Genomic DNA, 20,228 nt, shown 5'->3' on the forward strand with positions numbered 1-20,228 from the left:
GGCCGTCAGGAGGTGATCAACGGCACCCTGTTCGAACCACGACAGGAGTGCCATCCGGCTCCCCCGTAGGGCGGGTCGGCGCAGTGCTGCCCGCCGGACGGGGCAGCCGGACCACCACCGGACGCGCCCGATCGACGTCCCGGTGCGCCCGGGGGCGCCCGGCGGGTGGAGCGGACCGTCCGGCGCGCGTCCGGCGTCGCCGGCCACCACCGGGCCCATGCCGTCCGGGAATCCGTGATCGCGACGCGTGAGGTGTCCGGTGCCGGATACCTCACGGCGGACGATCACCGGGCCCGGCGCCCGCTCAGTTCGACCCGGCGGCGGTGGAGGCCAGCTCCTCCCCGAGCAGGTGCGCCGCGTCCCGCAGGGCGACGGCGTCGGGGCCGGCCTGCAGCACACCGCGCGCCGACACCGGCAGGACCGGGCCCGCGGTGCCCGCGAACCGCGACACCACGTCGGCCGGGCTCGCGCCCTGGGCACCGAGCCCGGGCACCAGCACCGGGCCGTTCAGCGCGGTCAGGTCGAGGCCGTGCTCGTGGGTGCCGCCGACGACGACGCCCACCGCGCCGCGGGGCCGGGCACCGGCGTTGCGGGCGGCGGCGTCGTCGACCATCCGCTGGGCGACGCTCACCCCGTCCGCCGTCGTGGCGCACTGCACCGCGGCACCGTCCGGGTTGGACGTGCGGGCCAGCACGAACACCCCGCGCCCGGCCTCGTCGGCGGCGGTCAGCGCCGGCTCCAGCGACCCGAACCCCAGGTAGGGCGACAGCGTGAGCGCGTCCGCCCCGAGCGGCGCGCCGACGCGCAGGTAGGCGTCGGCGTAGCCGTCCATGGTGGACCCGATGTCGCCGCGCTTGGCGTCGAGCAGGGTCAGGGTGCCCGAGCCCGCGAACCCGGCGAGCAGCCGTTCCAGCACCGCGACGCCGGCCGAGCCGTGCCGCTCGAAGAACGCCGCCTGCGGCTTCACCACCGACACCGCCCCGGCGAACGCCGCGTGGCAGCGGTCGGCGAACGCGGCGAGGCCGTCGGCGTCGTCGGTGAGGTCCCAGGCCGCCAGCAGTGCCGGGTGCGGGTCGATCCCGACGCACAGCGGCCCGTGGGCGGCGACGGCCCCGTCGAGCCGGGCGGCGAAGCTCACGCCTTGGCCTTCAGCGCCGCGTGCGCCTGCTGCAGCGACCGCACGCCGATCCCGCCCGAGGCGAGCGCCTCGATGCCCTGCACCGCGGCCGCGGTCCCCTGCACCGTGGTGATGCACGGCACCCCGCGCGACACCGCGGCGGCGCGGATCTCGTAGCCGTCGACGCGCGGGCCGGGGTTCCCGACCGGGGTGTTGACGATCAGGTCGACGTCCCCGGCGAGGATGGTGTCGACGATCGTCGGGGTCTCCGGTCCGGATCCCTCGCTGTGCTTGCGCACCACGGCGACGTCGATCCCGTTGCGGCGCAGCATCTCCGCGGTGCCCTCGGTGGCGAGGACCTGGAAGCCCATGTCGGCCAGGCGGCGGATCGGGAACACCATCGCCCGCTTGTCGCGGTCGGCGATGGACACGAACACCGTGCCCGAGGTCGGCAGCGAGCCGTAGGCGGCGGCCTGCGACTTGGCGAACGCCGGGCCGAAGGCGGAGTCGAAGCCCATGACCTCGCCGGTGGACTTCATCTCCGGGCCGAGCAGCGGGTCGACGCCCTGGCCCGCGGTGTTGCGGAACCGGTTGAACGGCAGCACCGCCTCCTTGACCGCGACCGGGGAGTCGGCGGGCAGCGCGCCGCCGTCGCCGGTCGCCGGGAGCAGGCCCTCGCCGCGCAGGCCGGCGATGGTGGCGCCGAGCATGATCCGGGCGGCGGCCTTGGCCAGCGGCACCGACGTCGCCTTGGACACGAACGGCACCGTCCGCGACGCCCGCGGGTTGGCCTCCAGCACGTAGAGCACGTCGCCGTGCAGGGCGTACTGGACGTTGAGCAGCCCTCGCACGCCGACGCCGTGCGCGATGGCGGCGGTCGCCTCGCGGACCTTCGCCAGCACCGAGGAGCCCAGCGTGATCGGCGGCAGGGTGCAGGAGGAGTCCCCGGAGTGGACCCCGGCCTCCTCGATGTGCTCCATCACGCCGCCGAGGTAGATCTCCTCGCCGTCGCACAGGGCGTCGACGTCGATCTCGATGGCGTCGTCGAGGAACTTGTCGACCAGCACCGGGCGGTCCGGGGAGATGGTGGTGGCGCGGGCGATGTAGCCGGCCAGGGTCGCCTCGTCGTAGACGATCTCCATGCCGCGGCCGCCGAGCACGTAGGACGGCCGCACGAGCACCGGGTAGCCGATCCGGCCGGCGATCCCCCGGGCCTGCTCGAAGGAGGTGGCCATGCCGAACTCCGGGGCGGGCAGGCCGGCCTTGCGCAGGACCCCGCCGAACGCGCCGCGGTCCTCGGCCAGGTCGATCGCGGCCGCGGAGGTCCCGACGACGGGCACCCCGGCGTCGGTGAGACGCTGCGCGAGCCCCAGCGGGGTCTGCCCGCCGAGCTGCACGATGACGCCCGCGACGGTGCCGGAGGCCTGCTCGGCGTGCACGACCTCCAGGACGTCCTCGAAGGTCAGCGGCTCGAAGTAGAGACGGTCGGCGGTGTCGTAGTCGGTGGACACCGTCTCCGGGTTGCAGTTGACCATCACGGTCTCGAACCCGGCGGCGCGCAGCGCCATGACCGCGTGCACGCAGGAGTAGTCGAACTCGATGCCCTGCCCGATGCGGTTCGGGCCGGAGCCGAGGATCAGGACCTTCGGCTTCTCGGTCTGCGGGGCGATCTCCGACTCGGCCGCGGGGTCGGTCTCGTAGGCCGAGTAGTGGTACGGCGTCCTCGCCGCGAACTCGGCGGCGCAGGTGTCGACGGTCTTGTAGACCGGCCGGATGCCGAGGCGGTGGCGCAGGGTGCGCACGCCGTCCTCACCGGCGAACTCGGGGCGCACCGCGGCGAGCTGACGGTCGGACAGGCCGTGGCGCTTGGCCCGGCGCAGCAGGTCGGCGTCGAGGACGGGTGCGGCCTCGAGCTCGGCGCGGATCTCCCCCAGCAGCGCGATCTGGTCGACGAACCAGGGGTCGATGCCGGAGTTCTTGGCCACGTCGTCGACCGACTGGCCGGAGCGGAGCGCCCGCTCGACCTCGTAGATGCGGCCGTCGACCGGGACGGTGTACTGCGGTTCGCCCTCCGGGTCGGGAGCGGTCCAGAACCCGGCCCGGGCCCGCTCCATCGAGCGGAGCGCCTTGCCCAGCGCCTCCGGGAACGAGCGGCCCAGCGCCATCGCCTCGCCGACGGACTTCATGGTCGTCGTCAGCTCGGGGTCGGCGCCGGGGAACTTCTCGAACGCGAACCGCGGGATCTTGACCGCGACGTAGTCCAGCGACGGCTCGAACGCGGCGATGGTCTCGCCGGTGATGTCGTTGCGGATCTCGTCGAGGGTGTAGCCGACGGCGAGCTTCGCGGCGATCTTGGCGATCGGGAAGCCGGTGGCCTTCGACGCCAGCGCCGAGGACCGGGAGACCCGGGGGTTCATCTCGATCACGACCAGGCGCCCGGTCTCGGGGTGGATCGCGAACTGGATGTTGCAGCCGCCGGTGTCGACGCCGACCGCGCGCAGCACGGCGATACCGACGTCGCGCATGTGCTGGTACTCGCGGTCGGTCAGGGTCATCGCCGGGGCGACGGTGATCGAGTCACCGGTGTGCACGCCCATCGGGTCGATGTTCTCGATGGAGCAGATGACGACCACGTTGTCGTGGTGGTCGCGCATGAGCTCCAGCTCGTACTCCTTCCAGCCGAGCACCGACTCCTCGATGAGGACCTCGGTGACCGGGGAGGCGGCGAGCCCGGCGCCGGCGAGGCGCTCCAGGTCCTGCGCCGAGTGCGCCATGCCCGAGCCGAGCCCGCCCATGGTGAACGACGGCCGGATGACCACGGGCAGGCCCAGCTCGCCGGCGGCGGAGCGGACCTCCTCCATGGAGTGGCAGACCCGGGAGCGGGGGACGTCGCCGCCGACCCCGATCACGATGTCCTTGAACTTGAGCCGGTCCTCGCCGCGCTCGATGGCGTCGACGTCGGCACCGATCAGCTCGACGCCGTGGCGCTCCAGGGCACCGTTCTCGTGCAGCGCGATCGCAGTGTTGAGCGCGGTCTGCCCGCCGAGGGTCGCGAGCATCGCGGTGACCGGGGTGCCGTTGTCGCGCTCGGCGACGATGACCTTCTCGACGAACTCCGGGGTGATCGGCTCGACGTAGGTGGCGTCGGCGAACTCCGGGTCGGTCATGATCGTCGCCGGGTTGGAGTTGACCAGGGAGACCCGGATGCCCTCGGCCTGCAGCACCCGGCACGCCTGGGTGCCGGAGTAGTCGAACTCGCAGGCCTGACCGATGACGATCGGCCCGGAGCCGATCACCATGACGTGGTCGATGTCGTCGCGGCGGGGCATCAGTGGTCCTCCTGCCGGGCCTGGTCGTGCCGGTCCGGGTGCTGCGGGGTGGATGGGGATCCGGTGGGCGGTGGCGGCCACGGGCGGTCGTCGACGGGCCGGGCACGGCCGGACACCGGGTCGCCGCCCGGTGCCGGCTCGGCCGGGGTGTCCTCGGCGTCCGGGTCGGCGGTGGCGCCCGGGTGGGCGGGCGTGCCGCCGTCGCGGCGCAGCGCGTCCTCGATGTCGGAGAACGGCGCCGTCAGCGGGTCCGGGGTGCCGGGGCGGCCCACGGCGGGCATCCGGCTGGTGGGCGGCTCGATCTCGTCGCGGCCGGTGGCCGGGGTCCCGGCCGGCGGGGTGACGGGCAGCCGGGTGGTGTGCTCGTCGGCGGCGTCCGGTCCGGCGTCGGCCCCGGTGTGCGGGCCCTCCGGGCTGCCCGGCTCGAACCCGCCCGCGGCCGGGGTCGGGGTCGAAGCGGGCGGGGTGGGCCGCAGGTCGACCGACGGGGCCGCGGTCGCCGACGGCGGCGTGGCCGGGTCGGGCTGGGCGGTCATCGCGGGCGCCGCCCCGGTCCCGGACCCGGGCCGGGCCTCGGACGCGGACTCGGAACGGGCCTCGGCCTCGGGCCGCGGGTACGGCGCGGGCGCGGCGCCCTCGGGCCGCTGCCCGGCGACGCCGGCGTAGCCGACCGGGTACTCGGTCATGAGCTCCACGAAGCGGTCGAACAGGTCCGACGCGTCGTGCGGGCCCGCGGCGGCCTCCGGGTGGTACTGCACGGAGAACGCCGGGAAGTCGAGCCCGGCCATGCCCTCGACGCAGCCGTCGTTGGGACAGGTGTGGGTGATCTGCGCGCGGCCGTAGGGGGTGTCGAACTCCTCGCCCGCCTCGCCGGACACCGCGAAGCCGTGGTTCTGCGAGGTGATCGCGATCCGCCCGGTGGCGTGCTCGACGACCGGGATGTTGATGCCCCGGTGGCCGTAGCGCAGCTTGTAGGTGGACCGGCCGAGCGCGCGGCCGAGGATCTGGTTGCCGAAGCAGATCCCGAACAGCGGGATGCGCCGCTCCAGGACCTGCCGGGCGAGTGCGACCGGGCCGTCGGCGGTGGCCGGGTCCCCCGGGCCGTTGGCCAGGAAGAAGCCGTCCGGGCGCAGCGACTCGACGGTCTCGATGGTGCTCGACGCGGGCAGCACGTGCACCTCGATGCCGCGGGCGGCCATCATCCGCGGGGTGTTGAACTTGATGCCGACGTCCAGGGCGGCGACGACGAAGCGCCGCTCACCCACCGCGGGCACCACGTAGGTCTCGGCGGTGGTGACGGCGCCGTAGAGGTCGGCGCCCTCCATCTGCGGGGCCTGCCTGACCCGCTCGACCAGCTCGTCGTCGGCGGCGAGGGCGGTGCCGGAGAAGATCCCGGCGCGCATGGCGCCCTGCTCGCGCAGGTGGCGCACCGCGGCGCGGGTGTCGATCCCGGCGATCCCGACGACCCCCTGGGCCCGCAGCGCGTCCTCCAGCGAGCCGGTCGCCCGCCAGTTCGACGCCCGCCGGGCGGGGTCGCGCACGACGTAGCCGGCGACCTGGATCGCCCGCGACTCGTCGTCCTCGTCGTTCCAGCCCGTGTTGCCGATCTGCGGTGCGGTCTGCAGCACGATCTGGCGGTGGTACGACGGGTCGGTCAGGGTCTCCTGGTACCCGGTCATGCCGGTGGTGAACACGGCCTCACCGAGTGTCTCCCCGGTGGCGCCGTACGCCTGTCCGCGGAAGATCCGCCCGTCCTCGAGCACCAGTAGCGCTGTCCTGTCCCCCATCACTGCACAACCTTCCCGTCCTGCGCGGTGATGCGTCCCCGCAGCACCGTCGCGACCACCGTTCCGGGCAGCCGCATTCCCTCGTACGGCGTGTTCGCCGCCTTGCTCGCCAGCTCCGCACCGCGGACCGTCCAGACCCCGTCCGGGTCGACCAGCGCGAACGTCGCCGGCTCCCCCTCCGCGATCGGACGGCCCTGGTCGGGCAGGTTCCCGATCTCCGCGGGGCGCTCCGACAGCACCCGCGCGACGCCGTGCCAGTCCAGCAGGCCCGGCTCCACCATCGTCTCGACCAGCACCGACAGCGCGGTCTGCAGGCCCAGCATGCCCGGCTTCGCGGCCTGCCACTCGGTGTCCTTGTACTGCGCGGCGTGCGGGGCGTGGTCGGTCGCGACGACGTCGATCACGCCCTCGGCCAGCGCCTCGCGCATCGCGCGGGTGTCGTCGGCGGTGCGCAGCGGCGGGTTGACCTTGTTCACCGGGTCGTAGCCGGTCAGCCGGGAGTCGGTGAGCAGCAGGTGGTGCGGGGTGACCTCGGCCGACACCCGCACGCCCTGGGCCTTGGCCGCGCGCAGCACGTCGATCGTGCGGGCGGTGGAGATGTGGCAGACGTGCAGCCGCGCGCCGGCCTCGCGGGCCAGCGCGCAGTCGCGGGCGACGATCGTCTCCTCCGCGGTGGCGGGCCACCCGGCGAGCCCGAGGCGCGCGGCGACGGCACCCTCGTGCGCCTGGGCGCCGCCGGTGAGGCGGTGGTCCTCGGCGTGCTGGGCGATGACGACGTCGAGCGCGGAGGCGTACTCCAGCGCGCGGCGCATGATCAGCGGGTCGTTCACGCAGCGGCCGTCGTCGGAGAACATCCGCACCGCGGCGCGGGAGGCGGCCATCGTGCCGAGCTCGGCGAGCTTCTCGCCGCCGAGGCCGACGGTGACCGCACCGACCGGGTGCACGTCGACCAGCCCGATCTCCTCGCCGCGCCGGCGCACGTGCTCGACGACGACGTCGGAGTCGGCGACCGGGGTGGTGTTCGGCATCGCGAACACGGCGGTGAACCCGCCGAGCGCCGCGGCACGGCTGCCGGTCTCGATGGTCTCGGACTCCTCGCCGCCGGGCTCGCGCAGGTGCACGTGCAGGTCGACGAAGCCGGGCAGCAGCACGGCGCCGTCGGCGTCGAGGACCTCGGCGCCCTCGGGCGCGGTCAGGCCGGTGCCGATGGTGGCGACGACGCCGTCGGCGACGAGCACGTCGACCGGGTCCCCGCCGTAGGGCCGGGTGTTGCGGATCAGCAGGTCGGTCATTCGGGAGCTCCGGCGAGAAGGTGGTAGAGGACGGCCATCCGCACGTGCACGCCGTTGCGCACCTGGGCCAGGACGGCGGAGTTGGGGGCGTCGGCGACCGCGGGGGCGATCTCCATGCCGCGGATCATCGGGCCGGGGTGCAGGACGACCGCGTGGTCGGGCAGGAGCCTCGCGCGGTCCTCGGACAGCCCGAAGCGCATCGCGTACTCGCGCGCGGAGGGGAAGAAGCCGCCGTGCATCCGCTCGGACTGCACGCGCAGCATCATGACCGCGTCGAGCGCGGGCAGCTCGGCGTCCAGCTCGTGGGACACCCGGCACGGCCAGGACTCGACGCCGGTGGGCAGCAGCGTCGGCGGCGCGACGAGCACGACCTCGGCCCCGAGGGTCGCGAGCAGCAGCACGTTGGACCGGGCGACCCGGGAGTGCAGGACGTCGCCGACGATCCCGATCCGCCGCCCGGCGATGCCGCCGAGCCGGTCGCGCAGGGTCGCGGCGTCGAGCAGCGCCTGGGTGGGGTGCTCGTGGGTGCCGTCACCGGCGTTGACGATCGCGGTGGGGGTGCCGGTGACCTCGCGGTCGGCGTCCACCCAGTGCGCGAGCCGGTGCGCCGACCCCGAGGCGGGGTGGCGCACGATCACGCAGTCCGCGCCCATCGAGGACAGGGTCAGCGCGGTGTCGCGCAGCGACTCGCCCTTGGAGACCGAGGAGCCGGAGGCGGACACGTTCACGGTGTCGGCGCTCATCCACTTGCCGGCGATCTCGAACGACACCCGGGTGCGGGTGGAGTTCTCGTAGAACATCGTGATGACCGTGCGGCCGCGCAGCGTCGGCAGCTTGCGCACCTCGCGGCCGAGCAGCGCCTCGCGCAGCCGGTCGGAGGTGTCGAGCAGCGCGGTCGCCTCGGCGGCGTCGAGGTCGGCGACCGAGAGCAGGTGTCTCACCTGTCCCCCTCTCCCTGGGTGATCCAGACGCCGTCGCTGCCGTCGATCTCGGTCAGCGAGACCAGGATCTGCTCCGAGCGCGACGTCGGGACGTTCTTGCCGACGTAGTCGGCGCGGATCGGGAGCTCCCGGTGGCCGCGGTCGATCAGCACGGCGAGCTGCACCGCGCGCGGACGGCCCTCGTCGCGCAGGGCGTCGAGCGCGGCGCGGGTGGTGCGCCCGGACATGAGGACGTCGTCGACGAGCACGACGAGCCGGTCGTCGACGCCGCCCTCGGGCACCGCGGTGGACTCCAGCGCGCGGGCCGGGCCGCGGCGCAGGTCGTCGCGGTAGAGGGTGGCGTCGACCGAGCCGACGGCCGGTGCGGCGCCGGCGAAGTCGGTGATCGCGGCGGCGAGCCGGTGGGCCAGGTGCACGCCGCGGGTGGGGACGCCCAGGAGCACGAGCCCGTCGGGGTTCTCGGCGCTGAAGGCGGTCTTCTCGATGATCTGGTGCGCGATGCGCGCGACGGTGCGGGTGACGTCGGCGGCGGACAGCAGTTCCCGTGCGGGCTGCTGTGCGTCGGCGTCCCCGAGGCGGTTCTGCGCCACGAGGTGGTCTCCTTCCCCGCCTCACCGGACGGGTCTTAAAGGACGGTCGTGCACGAGCTGTGCGCCAACCTAGCAACTCGGCGGGTGTCCGCGCGGGACGGCCGCAGCGCGTCACACCGCGAGCCGCGCCACAGCCGCGTCACCCGTTCGAGGTCACGTTCCCGTCACGATGCGCGATGGCCGCCGGCCGACCGGCGCGACACCTTGCGATACCCGATTCTGCCCATGCGCACCCACAGGGGCGGGTGGTGGGATCGCGTACCCGCACCCTGCGCTACCGCTGACGAGGGACGTGGACTGCCCCGTTCGTGTGGGAAACCGCTCGTCAACCCCCCGAGCAGGGGGTCGAACTTGACGGTGCCGGACCGGACCCGGAGGATTACTCTCCGTATCAATCAGCACGCGTGCAGCAGCGCCGCGACGAGCGGGACGGCCGGGACGCCGGCCCCCGCCGGAGCTGCCGCCCCGAACGGGACCACCCACAGGGGCGACGACGCGGCAGGCGCGACAACGCCACCGGTGCACCGCCGGTGACCGGCCGGTCCGGCCACACCGGTACGGACCGTCAGGAACGAGGAGATCGATGGGCGACTACGCCAAGGCGCTCGGGGGCAAGCTCCGGGCGATCAGGCAGCAACAGGGGCTCTCCCTGCACGGCGTCGAGCAGAAGTCGGGCGGACGCTGGAAGGCGGTCGTCGTGGGCTCCTACGAGCGCGGGGACCGTGCGGTGACCGTGCAGAAGCTGGCCGAGCTGGCCGACTTCTACGGCGTCCCGGTGGCCGAGCTGCTCCCCGAGGGCCGCATCCCGTCCGGCAGCGAGCCCGCGACGAAGATCGTGATCAACCTGGAGCGGCTGCAGCAGCTCCCCGCGGACAAGGTCGGGCCGCTGGCCCGCTACGCCGCGGCCATCCAGAGCCAGCGCGGCGACTACAACGGCAAGGTGCTCTCGATCCGCGCCGAGGACCTGCGTTCGCTCGCGATCATCTACGACATGTCCCCCGGCGAGCTGACCGACCAGCTCATCGACTGGGGAGTGCTCCCGCCCGAGGCGCGTCCCGGGCAGCACGTGGGATGATCTGTTCCACCGGCCGCGTCCCAGGGGAAGGGTGACGCGACCGGTCGGGCGGTGGCCGGGGTCTGCACAGTCCCCCGGCCACCGCCCTTCGTGCGTTCAGGCCCTGGTCAGAGGGTCGCGCGCAGGTGCTCGGCGATGTCGGAGATCTGGCCGAGCACCCCGTTGACGTAGCGCGGGGAGTCGTCGGTCGACAGCGTCCGGGCCAGCTCGACGGCCTCGGTGATCGCGACCGGGTCGTCGACGTCGTCGACCCACAGCAGCTCGTAGATCCCGAGCCGCAGCAGGCCGCGGTCGACCGCGGGCATCCGGTCGACGTCCCAGCCCTCGGCGTGCTCGGCGATCAGCTGGTCGATCCGGTCCCGGTGGGTCGCGACGCCCTCGACGAGCCGCGCCGCGTAGTCCTGCACGGGCGGCGCGTCGTCGGTCTCGCGGCGCGCGGCGAGCACGGACAGGGCGTCCTCACCGCGGGCCTCGGCCTCGAAGAGGATGTCCAGTGCCCGTTTACGGGCCTTGGTGCGTGCGCGCACCTCAGCTCACGCGGCCGAGGTAACGGCCGTCCCGGGTGTCGACCTTGACCGTGGTGCCGCTCTCCAGGAACAGCGGCACCTGGATCTCGGCGCCGGTCTCCAGGGTCGCGGGCTTGGTGCCGCCGGTGGAGCGGTCACCCTGCAGGCCCGGGTCGGTGTGGGAGATGACCAGCTCGACCGAGGTCGGGAGCTCGATGAACAGCGGCTCCCCCTCGTGCAGCGACACCTGGGCGGAGGCGTTCTCTAGCAGGTAGCGCGCGGCGTCGCCGACGGCCTTCTCCGGGATCGGGATCTGGTCGAAGGTGTCGCCGTCCATGAAGACGAAGTCGGTGCCCTCGCGGTACAGGTAGGTCATGTCGCGGCGGTCCACCGTCGCGGTGTCGACCTTGGTGCCCGCGTTGAAGGTCCGGTCCACGACCTTCCCGGACATCACGTTCTTCAGCGTGGTGCGAACGAACGCACCGCCCTTGCCGGGCTTGACGTGCTGGAACGCCGTCACGGTCCACAGCTGGCCCTCGATGTTCAGGACCAGGCCGTTCTTCAGGTCGTTCGTGGTCGCCACGTGCGCGCTCTCCTGCTCGGATCTCGGATTCGTGCGTCGGTCAGGGTACCGCCACCCGGTTCACCGGCCCGCCCGAGGGGCGGGCGACCTGCCAGGATGGGCGCCATGACGGTGCGGGTGGTGGTGGCCGACGACCAGGCGGTGGTGCGGGCGGGGCTGCGGACGGTGCTGGCGGCGGCGCCGGACATCGACGTCGTCGGGGAGGCCGGGGACGGCGCGGAGGCCGCCGAGCTGGCCGAGACCCTGCGCCCGGACGTCGTGCTGATGGACGTCCGGATGCCCGGAACCGACGGCATCGAGGGGACCCGGCGGATCCGCGCGCTGCGCGACCCCGGCATCCGCGTGCTGGTGGTGACGACCTTCGACCTGGACCGCCACGTCTACGACGCCCTGCGGGCCGGCGCGTCCGGCTTCGTGCTGAAGGACGTCGAGCCGGAGGACCTCCAGGTCGCGGTGCGCACCGTGCACGCCGGGCACGAGCTGTTCGCGCCGTCGGTCACCCGCAGGCTCGTCGGCTCGTTCGTCCCGGCCGACCCGCCCGCCCAGGCCGGGCCCGCGGCCGGGCTGACCGAGCGGGAGCGGGAGGTGCTCGGGCTGGTCGCCGCCGGGCTGTCCAACGCCGAGATCGCCGACCGGCTGGTGCTCGGCGGCACGACGGTCAAGACCCACGTCTCGAACCTGCTCACCAAGCTGGAGCTGCGCGACCGGGTGCAGCTGGTGGTGTTCGCCTACGAGCACGGGCTGGTGGGAGCGGCCGGTGCCGACGGCTGAGCCCGGCCCGGACGCCCCCGCTCCCGCCCCCACCCCGCTGCCCGGCACGCGCGCCGGGGACGTCGCGCTGGCGGTGCTGGCGCTGATCCTGGTCGCCCAGGAGCTGGTCACCGCCCTGGTCCTGGAGATCCCCGGCTACACCCACCGGCTCGCCCTGCCGCTGTCCGTGGCGCTGGCGGCGGTGCTGAGCCCGGCGATGGCCGCCACCGTGCTGCTGCGCCGCCACCGGCCGCGGCACGCCTACCTGGTCCTGGCCGTGCTCGCCGCCCCGGCGATGGCGTTCCTCACCGGGTTCGCGGCGCTGCTGTGGCCGCTGCTGGCCTTCTCCGTCGCGCGGGCCCCGCAGCGCGGACCGGTCGGCGCGGCGGCCTGGGTGACGCTGCCCTGGCTCGGGGCGCTCGGCCTGGCCGGGCTCCTGCGCGTCCCGCTGTCGCCGGACCCGGCGACCGAGGCGGGGATGCTCGTCGGCGGCTCGACGGTGGTGGCGCCGCTGCTGGTGATCGCCGCCCTCGCGGGGCGCTGGAGCCGGTCCGCCGCGTTGCGCGCCGACCGGGAACGGGCCGAGACCGACCGGCTGCGGCACGGCACAGCGCTGGACGCCGAGCGGTCCCGGATCGCCGAGGAGATCGGCGGCGGGGTGCTCAGCGGTCTGCGTGGCCTGGTCGCCCAGGCCGGGGCGCTGGGTCCCGGCGCGACCGAGGCCGACCTGCGTGCCGTACGGGAGCGGGCCCGGTCGGTGCTGGCCGCGATGCGCCGGGTCCTGGGCGTGCTGCGCGCGCCCGCCGCCGTCGAGCCGGGCCCCGTCGCCGTCGCGGTGCCGGAGCCCGCCGCACCCCCGCGCCGGCGCCGGCTGCCGGTACCCGACCGGGCCGGGCTGTGGGCGCTCGTCGCGTTCGTGGTCCCGGCGCTGCTGATGGGGGCGCTGGTCGCCCCGGTGGCCGGCGTGGACACCGGGCAGCCGGTCGTCGACGGGTTCCTGCGCATGCTGGCGCTGCCGTGGCGGAACCCGGCCGCGGCGGTCGTCGTGGTGGCGCAGTTCGCACTCGTCGCCTGGTGGCGGACCGCGCCGGTGCCGGCGCTGCTGCTCGCCGGGGCCGGGTCGTTCGCCGCGGGTCTGCTCGACGGCTCGAACGTGTTCGCCGAGTCGGCCTGGGTCCTGCTGGTCTGGGGCGCGGCGACGGCGGCGCCGGTCGTGCCGTCCGCGGTGGCCGTGGTCGTGTCGACGCTCGTCGTCGTCGCCGGGGGTGTCCTGACGGGGGTGTGGGACCGGCTCGGCTACCCGGAGTCGGTGGTGGTGCTGAACTTCCTGGCCGTGGTGCCGCTGTGGGCGGCCGGGGTCGCGGTCCGCCACCACCGGCTCGACACCGCGGCCCGGCGGCGCGCGCTCACCGAGGCGGGCGTGCGCGACGCGCTCACCCGCGAACGCCTGCGCGTGGCCCGCGACCTGCACGACGTCGTCGCCCACCACGTCTCCGCGGTGGCGGTGCAGGCCGGGGCCGCGCGGCTCGCCGCCGACCCGGCGACGCGCGCCGAGGCGCTCGGGCACATCGCCGACTCGGTCCGGCGGGTCGCCGAGGCGCTGCCCGCACTGGCCGACCTGGGTCCGGACCCGGACGGCGCGGACCTGTCCCCCGCCGCGCTGGAGGCGCTGGTCGCGCCGTCCCGCTCGGCGGGTCTGCCGGTCGAGGTGACGGTCGGGGGCTCCCCGTCGGGGACGCCCGGTGAGGCGGAGCTGTTCGCGCGGCGCATCGTCACCGAGGCCCTGACCAACACCCTGCGCCACGCCGGGCCCACCCCCACCCGGGTGCGGGTCACCCGGGGCGGCGACGGCGACCCCGTCGTCGTGGAGGTCGACGACGACGGCCCGGTGCCCGGCCACCGGCCCGACGGCACCGGCTCCGGCCTGGGCCTGCTCGGCATGCGGGAGCGGGTCGCGCTGCTCGGCGGCGACCTGTACACCGGCCCCGGCGACGGTCCGGGGTGGACGGTCCGCGCGGTGCTGCCCCGCAGCCCGCTCGTCCGCGAGGACGACCCCGCCGCGTCGCCGATCTCGTCCTGCGCGCCGATCCGCGAGGGGGCACCCGGCTCGTAGCGTCGGCCCCCACGAGCGGGGAGGGACCGATGACAGCACAGCAGCAGCTCCGGGCCGGTCCGGTGACCGGCACCGGCGCGACGCTCGAGATCGACGCGCTGACCAAGCGCTACGGCGGCACCGTCGCCCTGGACGGGGTGAGCTTCGACGTCCGCCCGGGCGAGATCTTCGGCTTCGTCGGCTCCAACGGCGCCGGGAAGACGACGACGATGCGGATCGCCCTCGGGGTGCTGGCGGCGGACTCCGGGCAGGTCCGCCTCGGCGGGCGCCCGGTCGATCTCGACGTGCGCCGCACGATCGGCTACATGCCCGAGGAGCGCGGGCTGTACCCGAAGATGAAGGTCGGCGAGCAGCTCACCTACCTGGCCGAGCTGCACGGCGTCGACCGGGCCGCGGCGCGCCGGGCGGTGCTGCGCTGGGCCGAGCAGCTCGGCGTCGATCACCGGCTCGGTGACACCGTCGACGCGCTCAGCCTGGGCAACCAGCAGCGTGTGCAGCTGGCCGCCGCGCTCGTGCACGACCCGGCGGTGCTGGTGCTCGACGAGCCGTTCTCCGGGCTGGACCCGGTCGCCGTCGACGTGATGAGCGAGGTGCTGCGGGAGAAGGCCCGTGCCGGGGTGCCGGTGCTGTTCTCCAGCCACCAGCTCGACCTGGTGCAGCGGCTGTGCGACCGGGTCGGGATCCTCGTGGCCGGCCGGATGCGGACCGTCGGCACCGTCGGCGAGGTGCGCCGCGGCGGCGGCACCCGGCTGGAGGTCCACGCCCCCGCCGCCGCGCCCGGCTGGGCGCAGGGCCTGCCCGGGGTCACCGTGCTCGCCCAGGACCGCGGCCGCACCGTCTTGGCGCTCGGCGACGGCGCCGACGACCAGCGGGTCCTCGCCGCGGCGCTCGCCACCGGGCCCGTGCGCGGCTTCACCGTCACCACGCCGTCGCTGACCGATCTGTACCGGGAGGTCGTCACATGACCGGGTCCGCCACACTGCCCGCGCACCGCGCGGTCGCGCTCGTCGCGCGTCGCGAGTTCCGGGTGCAGGTGCACAAGCGCAGCTTCTGGATCAGCAACGCGATCATGGTGCTGGTCATCGTCGGCGGCATGGTCGCCTACGCGGTGTTCGGCTCCGGCGGCGACGACCGTCCCACCGTCGGGGTGGCCGGGGACGCCTCGCTCGCCGCGGCGGTCGCGGCCGCCGGGGAGCGGCTCGGCCTGCCCGTCGAGGTCCGGGAGGTGCCGTCCGCGGCCGCCGGGCGCGACGCCGTCGCCGCCGGGGACCTCGACGTCGCCCTGACCGCGGACGGCCCGGCGGGCGCGGTCGCCGTCGTCGACTCGGACGTGCCGTCGGCGACCCGCGCGGTGCTCGACGCCGCGCTCGCCGACCGGGCCACCGCGGCCGCGCTGGCGACGGTGGGCCTCACCCCGGCCGAGCTGGCCGCCGCGACCCCGCCCGCCGGGCTCACCGTCGACGCGCTCGACCCCGCCGACCCCGAGTCCGGGCAGCGCACCGCGCTGTCGTTCGTCGTGCTGATCGTGATGTTCATGCAGATCGTGGGCTTCGGCCTCACCGTCGCCATGGGCGTGGTCGAGGAGAAGTCCAGCCGCGTGGTGGAGCTGCTGCTGTCGACGATCCGCCCGCTGCACCTGCTGTGGGGCAAGGTGCTGGGGATCGGCGCCGTCGGGCTGGTCCAGCTGCTGCTCTACGGCGTCGTCGGCATCGGCGCGGGGATCGCCACCGGACTGCTGACGATCACCGGCACCGCGCTCGGGGTGTTCGGCGCCGCGCTGGGCTGGTTCGTCCTCGGCTACGCGTTCTTCGCCGTGCTCTACGCCGCCGCCGGGTCCCTCGTGTCGCGCCAGGAGGACGTCAACAGCACCACCGGGCCGCTGATGATGCTGTTGTTCGCGATGTACGGCGTCTCGTTCTGGTTCCTGGGCTCGCCGGACTCCGCGGTGCTCGGCGTGCTGTCGTGGATCCCGCCGTTCCCGGCGATGCTGATGCCGCTGATGATCGCCGACGGGTCGGCGACCGCCTGGCACGTCGCCGGGTCGGCCCTGGTCATGCTGGTGGCGCTGGTCCTGCTGGCGAAGGCGGGCGCCCGGGTCTACGAGCGGTCGGTGCTGCGGATCGGGGCGACCGTGCCGTGGCGGGAGGCGCTCAGATCTCGATGAGCTCGTGGGGCAGCCCGGTCAGCGGCACGGCCGGGCCGCCCGCGACGACGTGCAGGGTGTCCTCGATCCGCACCCCGCCCCGTCCGTCGAGGTAGACGCCCGGCTCGACGGTCACGACGTTGCCGGCGTCGATCCGCCCGGTGGCGGTGGTCCCGAGCCACGGCGGCTCGTGCACCGCGAGCCCGACCCCGTGCCCGAGGCCGTGCGGGAACCGTTCGCCGTACCCGGCTGCGGTGATCACGTCCCGGGCGGCCGCGTCGACGGCGCTCACCGACGCCCCGGCGACGAGTGCGGCCCGCCCGGCCGCGGCGGCGGCGTCGACCAGGGCGTGCAGCTCACGCTGCCAGTCCGCGGCCGGGCCCAGGCAGAACGTGCGCGTGGTGTCGGAGTGGTAGCCGTCCAGCGCCGCCCCGAAGTCGATCTTGACGAGGTCGCCGCGACGCAGCTCGGTGCCGGTGGGGCGGTGGTGCGGCACCGCGGAGTGCGGGCCGGCGGCGAGGATGGTGTCGAAGGCGGGGCCGTCGGCGCCCAGGCGGCGCATCCGGTCGTCGAGGTCGAGCGCGACGTCGGCCTCGGTGCGTCCCGGGCGCAGGCCGCCGTCGTCGAGCAGGGCGCGCAGCGCGGTGTCGGCCAGCGCGCAGGCCGCGGCGATCCGCTCGACCTCGCCGGCGTCCTTGACCGCGCGCAGCCGCCCGGCCAGGCCGGGGGCGCGGCGCAGCCTGCGGCCGGGGACGGCGTCGCGGACCGCGGCCAGCCCGTCGACGGTGAGGGTCGCCGAGTCGTAGCCGAGGGTCAGCCCGGCGGGGACCCGGGCCGCGGCGGCCGGCGCGCTCGGCCGGTCGACGAGGACCTCCAGGCCGGGGCACTGCTCCGCGGCCTGGACCCGGTAGCGCCCGTCGGTGCAGAGCAGGTCGCCGCCCGGGCCGGCGGCGATCACCGCGGCGGCGTTGGAGCCGGTGAACCCGGTCAGGTGCCGGACGTCGAGCAGGTCGGTGACCAGCAGCGCGTCCAGTCCGGCGGCGGGGAGCAGGGCGCGCAGGGCGTCGCGCCGGGCGGGGTGGGACATGGCCCGAACCCTATGTGCGGTGTCGCGGCTGTCTAGGGTCACCGGCATGGGTCTCTACTTCCGCCAGCTGCTGTCGGGCCAGGACTACGCCGTGGGTGACCCGGTGGCCACCCAGATGGTCAACTTCTCGTACCTGATCGGCGACGACGAGACCCGCGAGGCCGTCGTCGTCGACCCGGCCTACTCCCCCGACGAGCTGCTCGCGACCCTCGACGCCGACGGCATGCGCCTGACCGGGGTGCTGGCCACGCACCACCACCCCGACCACGTCGGCGGCACGATGATGGGCTTCGACCTCGTCGGCGTCGCGCAGCTGATCGGGTCGCACCCGGTGCCGATCCACGTGCAGCGCGCCGAGGCCGACTACGTGACGCGGGTGACCGGGCTGTCGGCGACCGACCTGACCCCGCACGACCACGACGACGTCGTCGAGGTGGGGAACGTCGCGATCCGGCTGCTGCACACCCCCGGCCACACCCCGGGCAGCCAGTGCTTCCTGGTGCCCGGCCCGGACGGCGACCGGCTCGTCGCCGGGGACACGCTGTTCCTGCAGGGCTGCGGGCGCACCGACTTCCCGGGCGGCGACACCGCGCAGATGTACCACTCGCTGCAGCAGCTGGCAGCGCTGAAGGGCAACCCGACGGTCTACCCGGGGCACCGGTACTCGCCGGCCTCGAACGCCCCGCTCGACGACGTGCGGGCCACCAACACCGTCTACCGGGCGACCTCGGCCGAGCAGTTCGTGGCCGCGTTCGGGTCATGACGGCCGGGTCGTGACCCCGGCCGCGGTGGTGCTCGTCGAGGGGGCCGGCGACGCCACGGTGCTCGAGACCCTCGCGCGACGTCGCGGCGCCCCGCCCGGCGACGTGGCGATCGTCGTCCTGCACGGCTACACCGACCTGGGCACCGCCCTGGCGGCCCTCGCCCCGGCCGCCCCGGACCGGGTCGCCGTGCTGTGCGACGCCGGGGCCGCGGCGTACTGCCGCCGGGCCGCCGGGGCGGCGGTGCCGGTCCGGGTGTGCGACGCCGACCTGGAGGACGAGCTGCTGCGCGCGCTCGGCACCGCGCGGGTGCACGCCGTCCTCGACGCCTGCGGTGAGCTCGCCGCGCTGCACGCCCTGGCCCGTCAGCCCGGCCGCCGCGGCCGCGGCGACGACGAGAACCTGCGCCGGTTCCTCTCGGCGCGCTCCGGGCGCAAGGCCCGCTACGGCGCGCTGTTCGCCGCCGAGCTGGACCTGCGGGCGCTACCGGACCCGCTGCGCCGGGTCCTCGACGACGTCGGTCTCTGACCGGGGTGCGGGGTCGGTCCCGTCGGTCGCGATCCACGCCGCGGAGAACACCAGCAGCCGCGACAGCAGGAACAGGAAGAACAGCGTCGCGAGCACGGTGCCGAACACGGCCCCGCCCGCGGTGTCGGACACGGCGCCGACGACGAGCGCGACCCCGAGCTTGAGCAGCTCCAGCGCGACCGCGCCGACGGCGGCGGGACGCACGACCCGGCCCGGCGGGACCGGCCGGCGCGGCAGCCGGGCCAGCACGAAGCAGAACACGGCCCAGTCCAGGACCAGCACCACGACGGCGCCGAGCACCCGCAGCGCGACCCGGCCGCCGAGCGCGTCGCGGACGCCGACCAGCTCCAGGGTGAACCCGGCCAGCCCGGTCACGGCGAACGTCACCACCACCGAGGCGAGGACGGCCGCGCCGAGCACGCCCAGCGCGCCCAGGTCCCACAGGACCCGGCGCGGCGAGACGATCCGCTCGGCGGGCAGCCGGAACTGCGCCGACAGCGCCTCCCGCAGGTACGACGTCCACGTCGACCCGGCCCACAGCACCCCGAGCGCACCGATCCCGACGAGCGACCCGCTGCGGTCGGCGGCGGCCTCCACCGCGGGGGCGACGGCGCCGGTCAGCCCGGCCGGGAACGCCGCCTCGACGGCGAGGACCAGGTCGTCGCGGGTGGTGGTGCGCCAGAACACGAGCAGCCCGAGGGCGAAGAACAGGACGAGCAGCAGCGGCACCGCCGCGATCACGGTGTAGAACGCGACCGCGGCGGACAGGTGGTTGCCGCGCTGGTGGCGGTAGCGGTCGGCGGCCAGGCGGGCGTGCCCCGCCAGAGGCGACCGGGCGGGGAGCTCCCGGAGCCGTCGCAGGCCGTCCCGCATCACGTCGCGCACCCGGTCATCCTCTCCCACGGTCCCCACCGCGATCCGCGCCGGAACGCCGGTGCCGCGGGGGACCTTCGCCCCGGTCGCGGCTCCGGCGCGGGTGGGATCGTTCCCCGCCACAACCCCTCCACCCGGACGGAGCACGACCATGGTCGACGCGAGTGACGGAACAGGTCGGGCGCCCACCGCCGAGGACGCCACGTCACACGGGGTCCGCGGACTCGTCGTGCTCCGCGGTGTCCTGGTCCTGCTGTTCGGGCTGGCCGTGCTGGTGACCCCTGGTCTGGCCCTGCTGGTGCTGATCTACGTCTTCGCCGCGTACGCGCTGGTCGACGGCGTCGTCGCGGTCGTGCTCGGGATCCGGCACCGGGGCGAGCGCCCCGGCTGGGGCTGGGCCGTCGCGCAGGGCGTGGTGTCGGTCGTCGCCGGTCTGGCGGCCTTCGCGCTGCCCGCGACCGCGGCGCTGTTCTTCCTCTACGTGGTCGCGTTCTGGGCGATCGTCGCCGGAGTCGTCACCGCGGTCTCGGCCAACGAGGTCCGCAGGCACGGCGGGCCGTGGGGGTGGGTCGCCGGACGGGCCGTTCTCGACGTGCTGTTCGGAGTACTGCTGCTGCTGTGGCCCGCGTCCGGGATCCTCGCGATGCTGTGGCTGGTCGGGACGTTCGCCCTGGCCGCAGGGGTGCTGCTGCTCGTGCAGGCCGTCGGGTCGCGTACCCACCCCGCCCTCGGCTGAGGTGTGCCTACAGCGGT

General features: G+C 75.0%; 17 protein-coding genes and 1 pseudogene. 8 read left to right on the plus strand and 10 right to left on the minus strand.

Going from position 1 to position 20,228, the window contains the following annotated elements; genetic code table 11:
* Positions 1 to 304: 304 nt before the first annotated feature.
* From pyrF to pyrR, 6 genes and pseudogenes are all read right to left on the minus strand, one after another.
* Positions 305 to 1,138, minus strand: a complete 834-nt coding sequence (gene pyrF, locus MTO91_RS15210) for an orotidine-5'-phosphate decarboxylase (protein WP_476651602.1) — start codon at positions 1,136 to 1,138, stop codon at positions 305 to 307.
* Positions 1,135 to 4,446, minus strand: a complete 3,312-nt coding sequence (carB, locus tag MTO91_RS15215; RefSeq protein ID WP_476651603.1) for a carbamoyl-phosphate synthase large subunit — start codon at positions 4,444 to 4,446, stop codon at positions 1,135 to 1,137. Before carB ends, pyrF begins: the two co-directional genes overlap by 4 nt.
* Before the next feature lie 683 nt (positions 4,447 to 5,129).
* A pseudogene (gene carA, locus MTO91_RS15220) lies at positions 5,130 to 6,233 on the minus strand (glutamine-hydrolyzing carbamoyl-phosphate synthase small subunit); the annotation flags it as partial.
* Positions 6,233 to 7,525, minus strand: a complete 1,293-nt coding sequence (locus MTO91_RS15225) for a dihydroorotase (RefSeq protein WP_100877621.1) — start codon at positions 7,523 to 7,525, stop codon at positions 6,233 to 6,235. The gene MTO91_RS15225 and the pseudogene carA, both read right to left, overlap by 1 nt.
* Positions 7,522 to 8,466: an aspartate carbamoyltransferase catalytic subunit gene (locus MTO91_RS15230; protein ID WP_476651605.1), complete on the minus strand. Its 945-nt coding sequence runs from the start codon at positions 8,464 to 8,466 to the stop codon at positions 7,522 to 7,524. Before MTO91_RS15230 ends, MTO91_RS15225 begins: the two co-directional genes overlap by 4 nt.
* Positions 8,463 to 9,056: a bifunctional pyr operon transcriptional regulator/uracil phosphoribosyltransferase PyrR gene (gene pyrR, locus MTO91_RS15235; protein ID WP_476651607.1), complete on the minus strand. Its 594-nt coding sequence runs from the start codon at positions 9,054 to 9,056 to the stop codon at positions 8,463 to 8,465. Before pyrR ends, MTO91_RS15230 begins: the two co-directional genes overlap by 4 nt.
* Positions 9,057 to 9,639: 583 nt before the next feature.
* Between pyrR and bldD the strand changes: the two genes are divergently transcribed.
* Complete coding sequence (bldD, locus tag MTO91_RS15240) at positions 9,640 to 10,131, plus strand: transcriptional regulator BldD (RefSeq protein WP_020625790.1); 492 nt, start codon at positions 9,640 to 9,642, stop codon at positions 10,129 to 10,131.
* A gap of 107 nt (positions 10,132 to 10,238) precedes the next feature.
* On the opposite strand, the gene nusB is transcribed toward bldD, so the two are convergent.
* Both nusB and efp read right to left on the minus strand, forming a co-directional pair.
* Entirely contained in the window at positions 10,239 to 10,658 is a 420-nt protein-coding gene (nusB, locus tag MTO91_RS15245; protein ID WP_073574690.1) for a transcription antitermination factor NusB, read from the minus strand.
* Between the two features lies 1 nt (position 10,659).
* Positions 10,660 to 11,220: an elongation factor P gene (gene efp / locus MTO91_RS15250; RefSeq protein ID WP_100877618.1), complete on the minus strand. Its 561-nt coding sequence runs from the start codon at positions 11,218 to 11,220 to the stop codon at positions 10,660 to 10,662.
* 105 nt (positions 11,221 to 11,325) lie between these two features.
* Here efp and MTO91_RS15255 point away from each other — a divergent pair, with 105 nt between their 5' ends.
* The 4 genes from MTO91_RS15255 to MTO91_RS15270 are packed head-to-tail and all read left to right on the plus strand — an operon-like array spanning position 11,326 to position 16,247.
* Positions 11,326 to 11,991: a response regulator gene (locus MTO91_RS15255; RefSeq protein ID WP_476651609.1), complete on the plus strand. Its 666-nt coding sequence runs from the start codon at positions 11,326 to 11,328 to the stop codon at positions 11,989 to 11,991.
* Positions 11,978 to 14,083: a histidine kinase gene (locus tag MTO91_RS15260; protein ID WP_476651611.1), complete on the plus strand. Its 2,106-nt coding sequence runs from the start codon at positions 11,978 to 11,980 to the stop codon at positions 14,081 to 14,083. The genes MTO91_RS15255 and MTO91_RS15260 overlap by 14 nt, the downstream gene beginning before the upstream one ends.
* 29 nt (positions 14,084 to 14,112) lie before the next feature.
* The gene (locus MTO91_RS15265) at positions 14,113 to 15,048 is read left to right on the plus strand and encodes an ABC transporter ATP-binding protein (RefSeq protein WP_476651613.1); all 936 of its coding nucleotides are present in this window, start codon (positions 14,113 to 14,115) and stop codon (positions 15,046 to 15,048) included.
* Positions 15,045 to 16,247: an ABC transporter permease gene (locus MTO91_RS15270; protein WP_476651615.1), complete on the plus strand. Its 1,203-nt coding sequence runs from the start codon at positions 15,045 to 15,047 to the stop codon at positions 16,245 to 16,247. Before MTO91_RS15265 ends, MTO91_RS15270 begins: the two co-directional genes overlap by 4 nt.
* Here MTO91_RS15270 and MTO91_RS15275 read toward each other — a convergent pair.
* Positions 16,234 to 17,313, minus strand: coding sequence for a M24 family metallopeptidase (locus MTO91_RS15275; protein ID WP_476651617.1), 1,080 nt, complete (start codon positions 17,311 to 17,313; stop codon positions 16,234 to 16,236). The genes MTO91_RS15270 and MTO91_RS15275 overlap by 14 nt on opposite strands.
* 46 nt (positions 17,314 to 17,359) lie before the next feature.
* On the opposite strand from MTO91_RS15275, the gene MTO91_RS15280 reads away from it, so the two are divergent.
* Together MTO91_RS15280 and MTO91_RS15285 are read left to right on the plus strand one after the other, a co-directional pair.
* On the plus strand, positions 17,360 to 18,076 hold the full coding sequence (locus MTO91_RS15280; RefSeq protein ID WP_062395645.1) for an MBL fold metallo-hydrolase: 717 nt from the start codon (positions 17,360 to 17,362) through the stop codon (positions 18,074 to 18,076).
* 10 nt (positions 18,077 to 18,086) lie between these two features.
* On the plus strand, positions 18,087 to 18,602 hold the full coding sequence (locus tag MTO91_RS15285; protein WP_476651619.1) for a hypothetical protein: 516 nt from the start codon (positions 18,087 to 18,089) through the stop codon (positions 18,600 to 18,602).
* Here the strand turns inward: MTO91_RS15285 and MTO91_RS15290 are convergent.
* The gene (locus MTO91_RS15290) at positions 18,558 to 19,505 is read right to left on the minus strand and encodes a YihY/virulence factor BrkB family protein (protein WP_476651621.1); all 948 of its coding nucleotides are present in this window, start codon (positions 19,503 to 19,505) and stop codon (positions 18,558 to 18,560) included. The genes MTO91_RS15285 and MTO91_RS15290 overlap by 45 nt on opposite strands.
* Before the next feature lie 121 nt (positions 19,506 to 19,626).
* Between MTO91_RS15290 and MTO91_RS15295 the strand changes: the two genes are divergently transcribed.
* Positions 19,627 to 20,211: an HdeD family acid-resistance protein gene (locus tag MTO91_RS15295; protein ID WP_476651622.1), complete on the plus strand. Its 585-nt coding sequence runs from the start codon at positions 19,627 to 19,629 to the stop codon at positions 20,209 to 20,211.
* Positions 20,212 to 20,228 lie beyond the last annotated feature (17 nt).

This window comes from Pseudonocardia sp. 2-7 (genome assembly GCF_056341085.1).

Coding starts and splice junctions, on each gene's coding strand:
- MTO91_RS15265 (WP_476651613.1), top strand. CDS start 14,113: ATGACAGCACAGCAGCAGCTCCGGGCCGGTCCGGTGACCGGCACCGGC.
- MTO91_RS15225 (WP_100877621.1), bottom strand. CDS start 7,525: ATGACCGACCTGCTGATCCGCAACACCCGGCCCTACGGCGGGGACCCG.
- MTO91_RS15295 (WP_476651622.1), top strand. CDS start 19,627: ATGGTCGACGCGAGTGACGGAACAGGTCGGGCGCCCACCGCCGAGGAC.
- MTO91_RS15275 (WP_476651617.1), bottom strand. CDS start 17,313: ATGTCCCACCCCGCCCGGCGCGACGCCCTGCGCGCCCTGCTCCCCGCC.
- MTO91_RS15255 (WP_476651609.1), top strand. CDS start 11,326: ATGACGGTGCGGGTGGTGGTGGCCGACGACCAGGCGGTGGTGCGGGCG.
- MTO91_RS15280 (WP_062395645.1), top strand. CDS start 17,360: ATGGGTCTCTACTTCCGCCAGCTGCTGTCGGGCCAGGACTACGCCGTG.
- bldD (WP_020625790.1), top strand. CDS start 9,640: ATGGGCGACTACGCCAAGGCGCTCGGGGGCAAGCTCCGGGCGATCAGG.
- carB (WP_476651603.1), bottom strand. CDS start 4,446: ATGCCCCGCCGCGACGACATCGACCACGTCATGGTGATCGGCTCCGGG.
- MTO91_RS15270 (WP_476651615.1), top strand. CDS start 15,045: ATGACCGGGTCCGCCACACTGCCCGCGCACCGCGCGGTCGCGCTCGTC.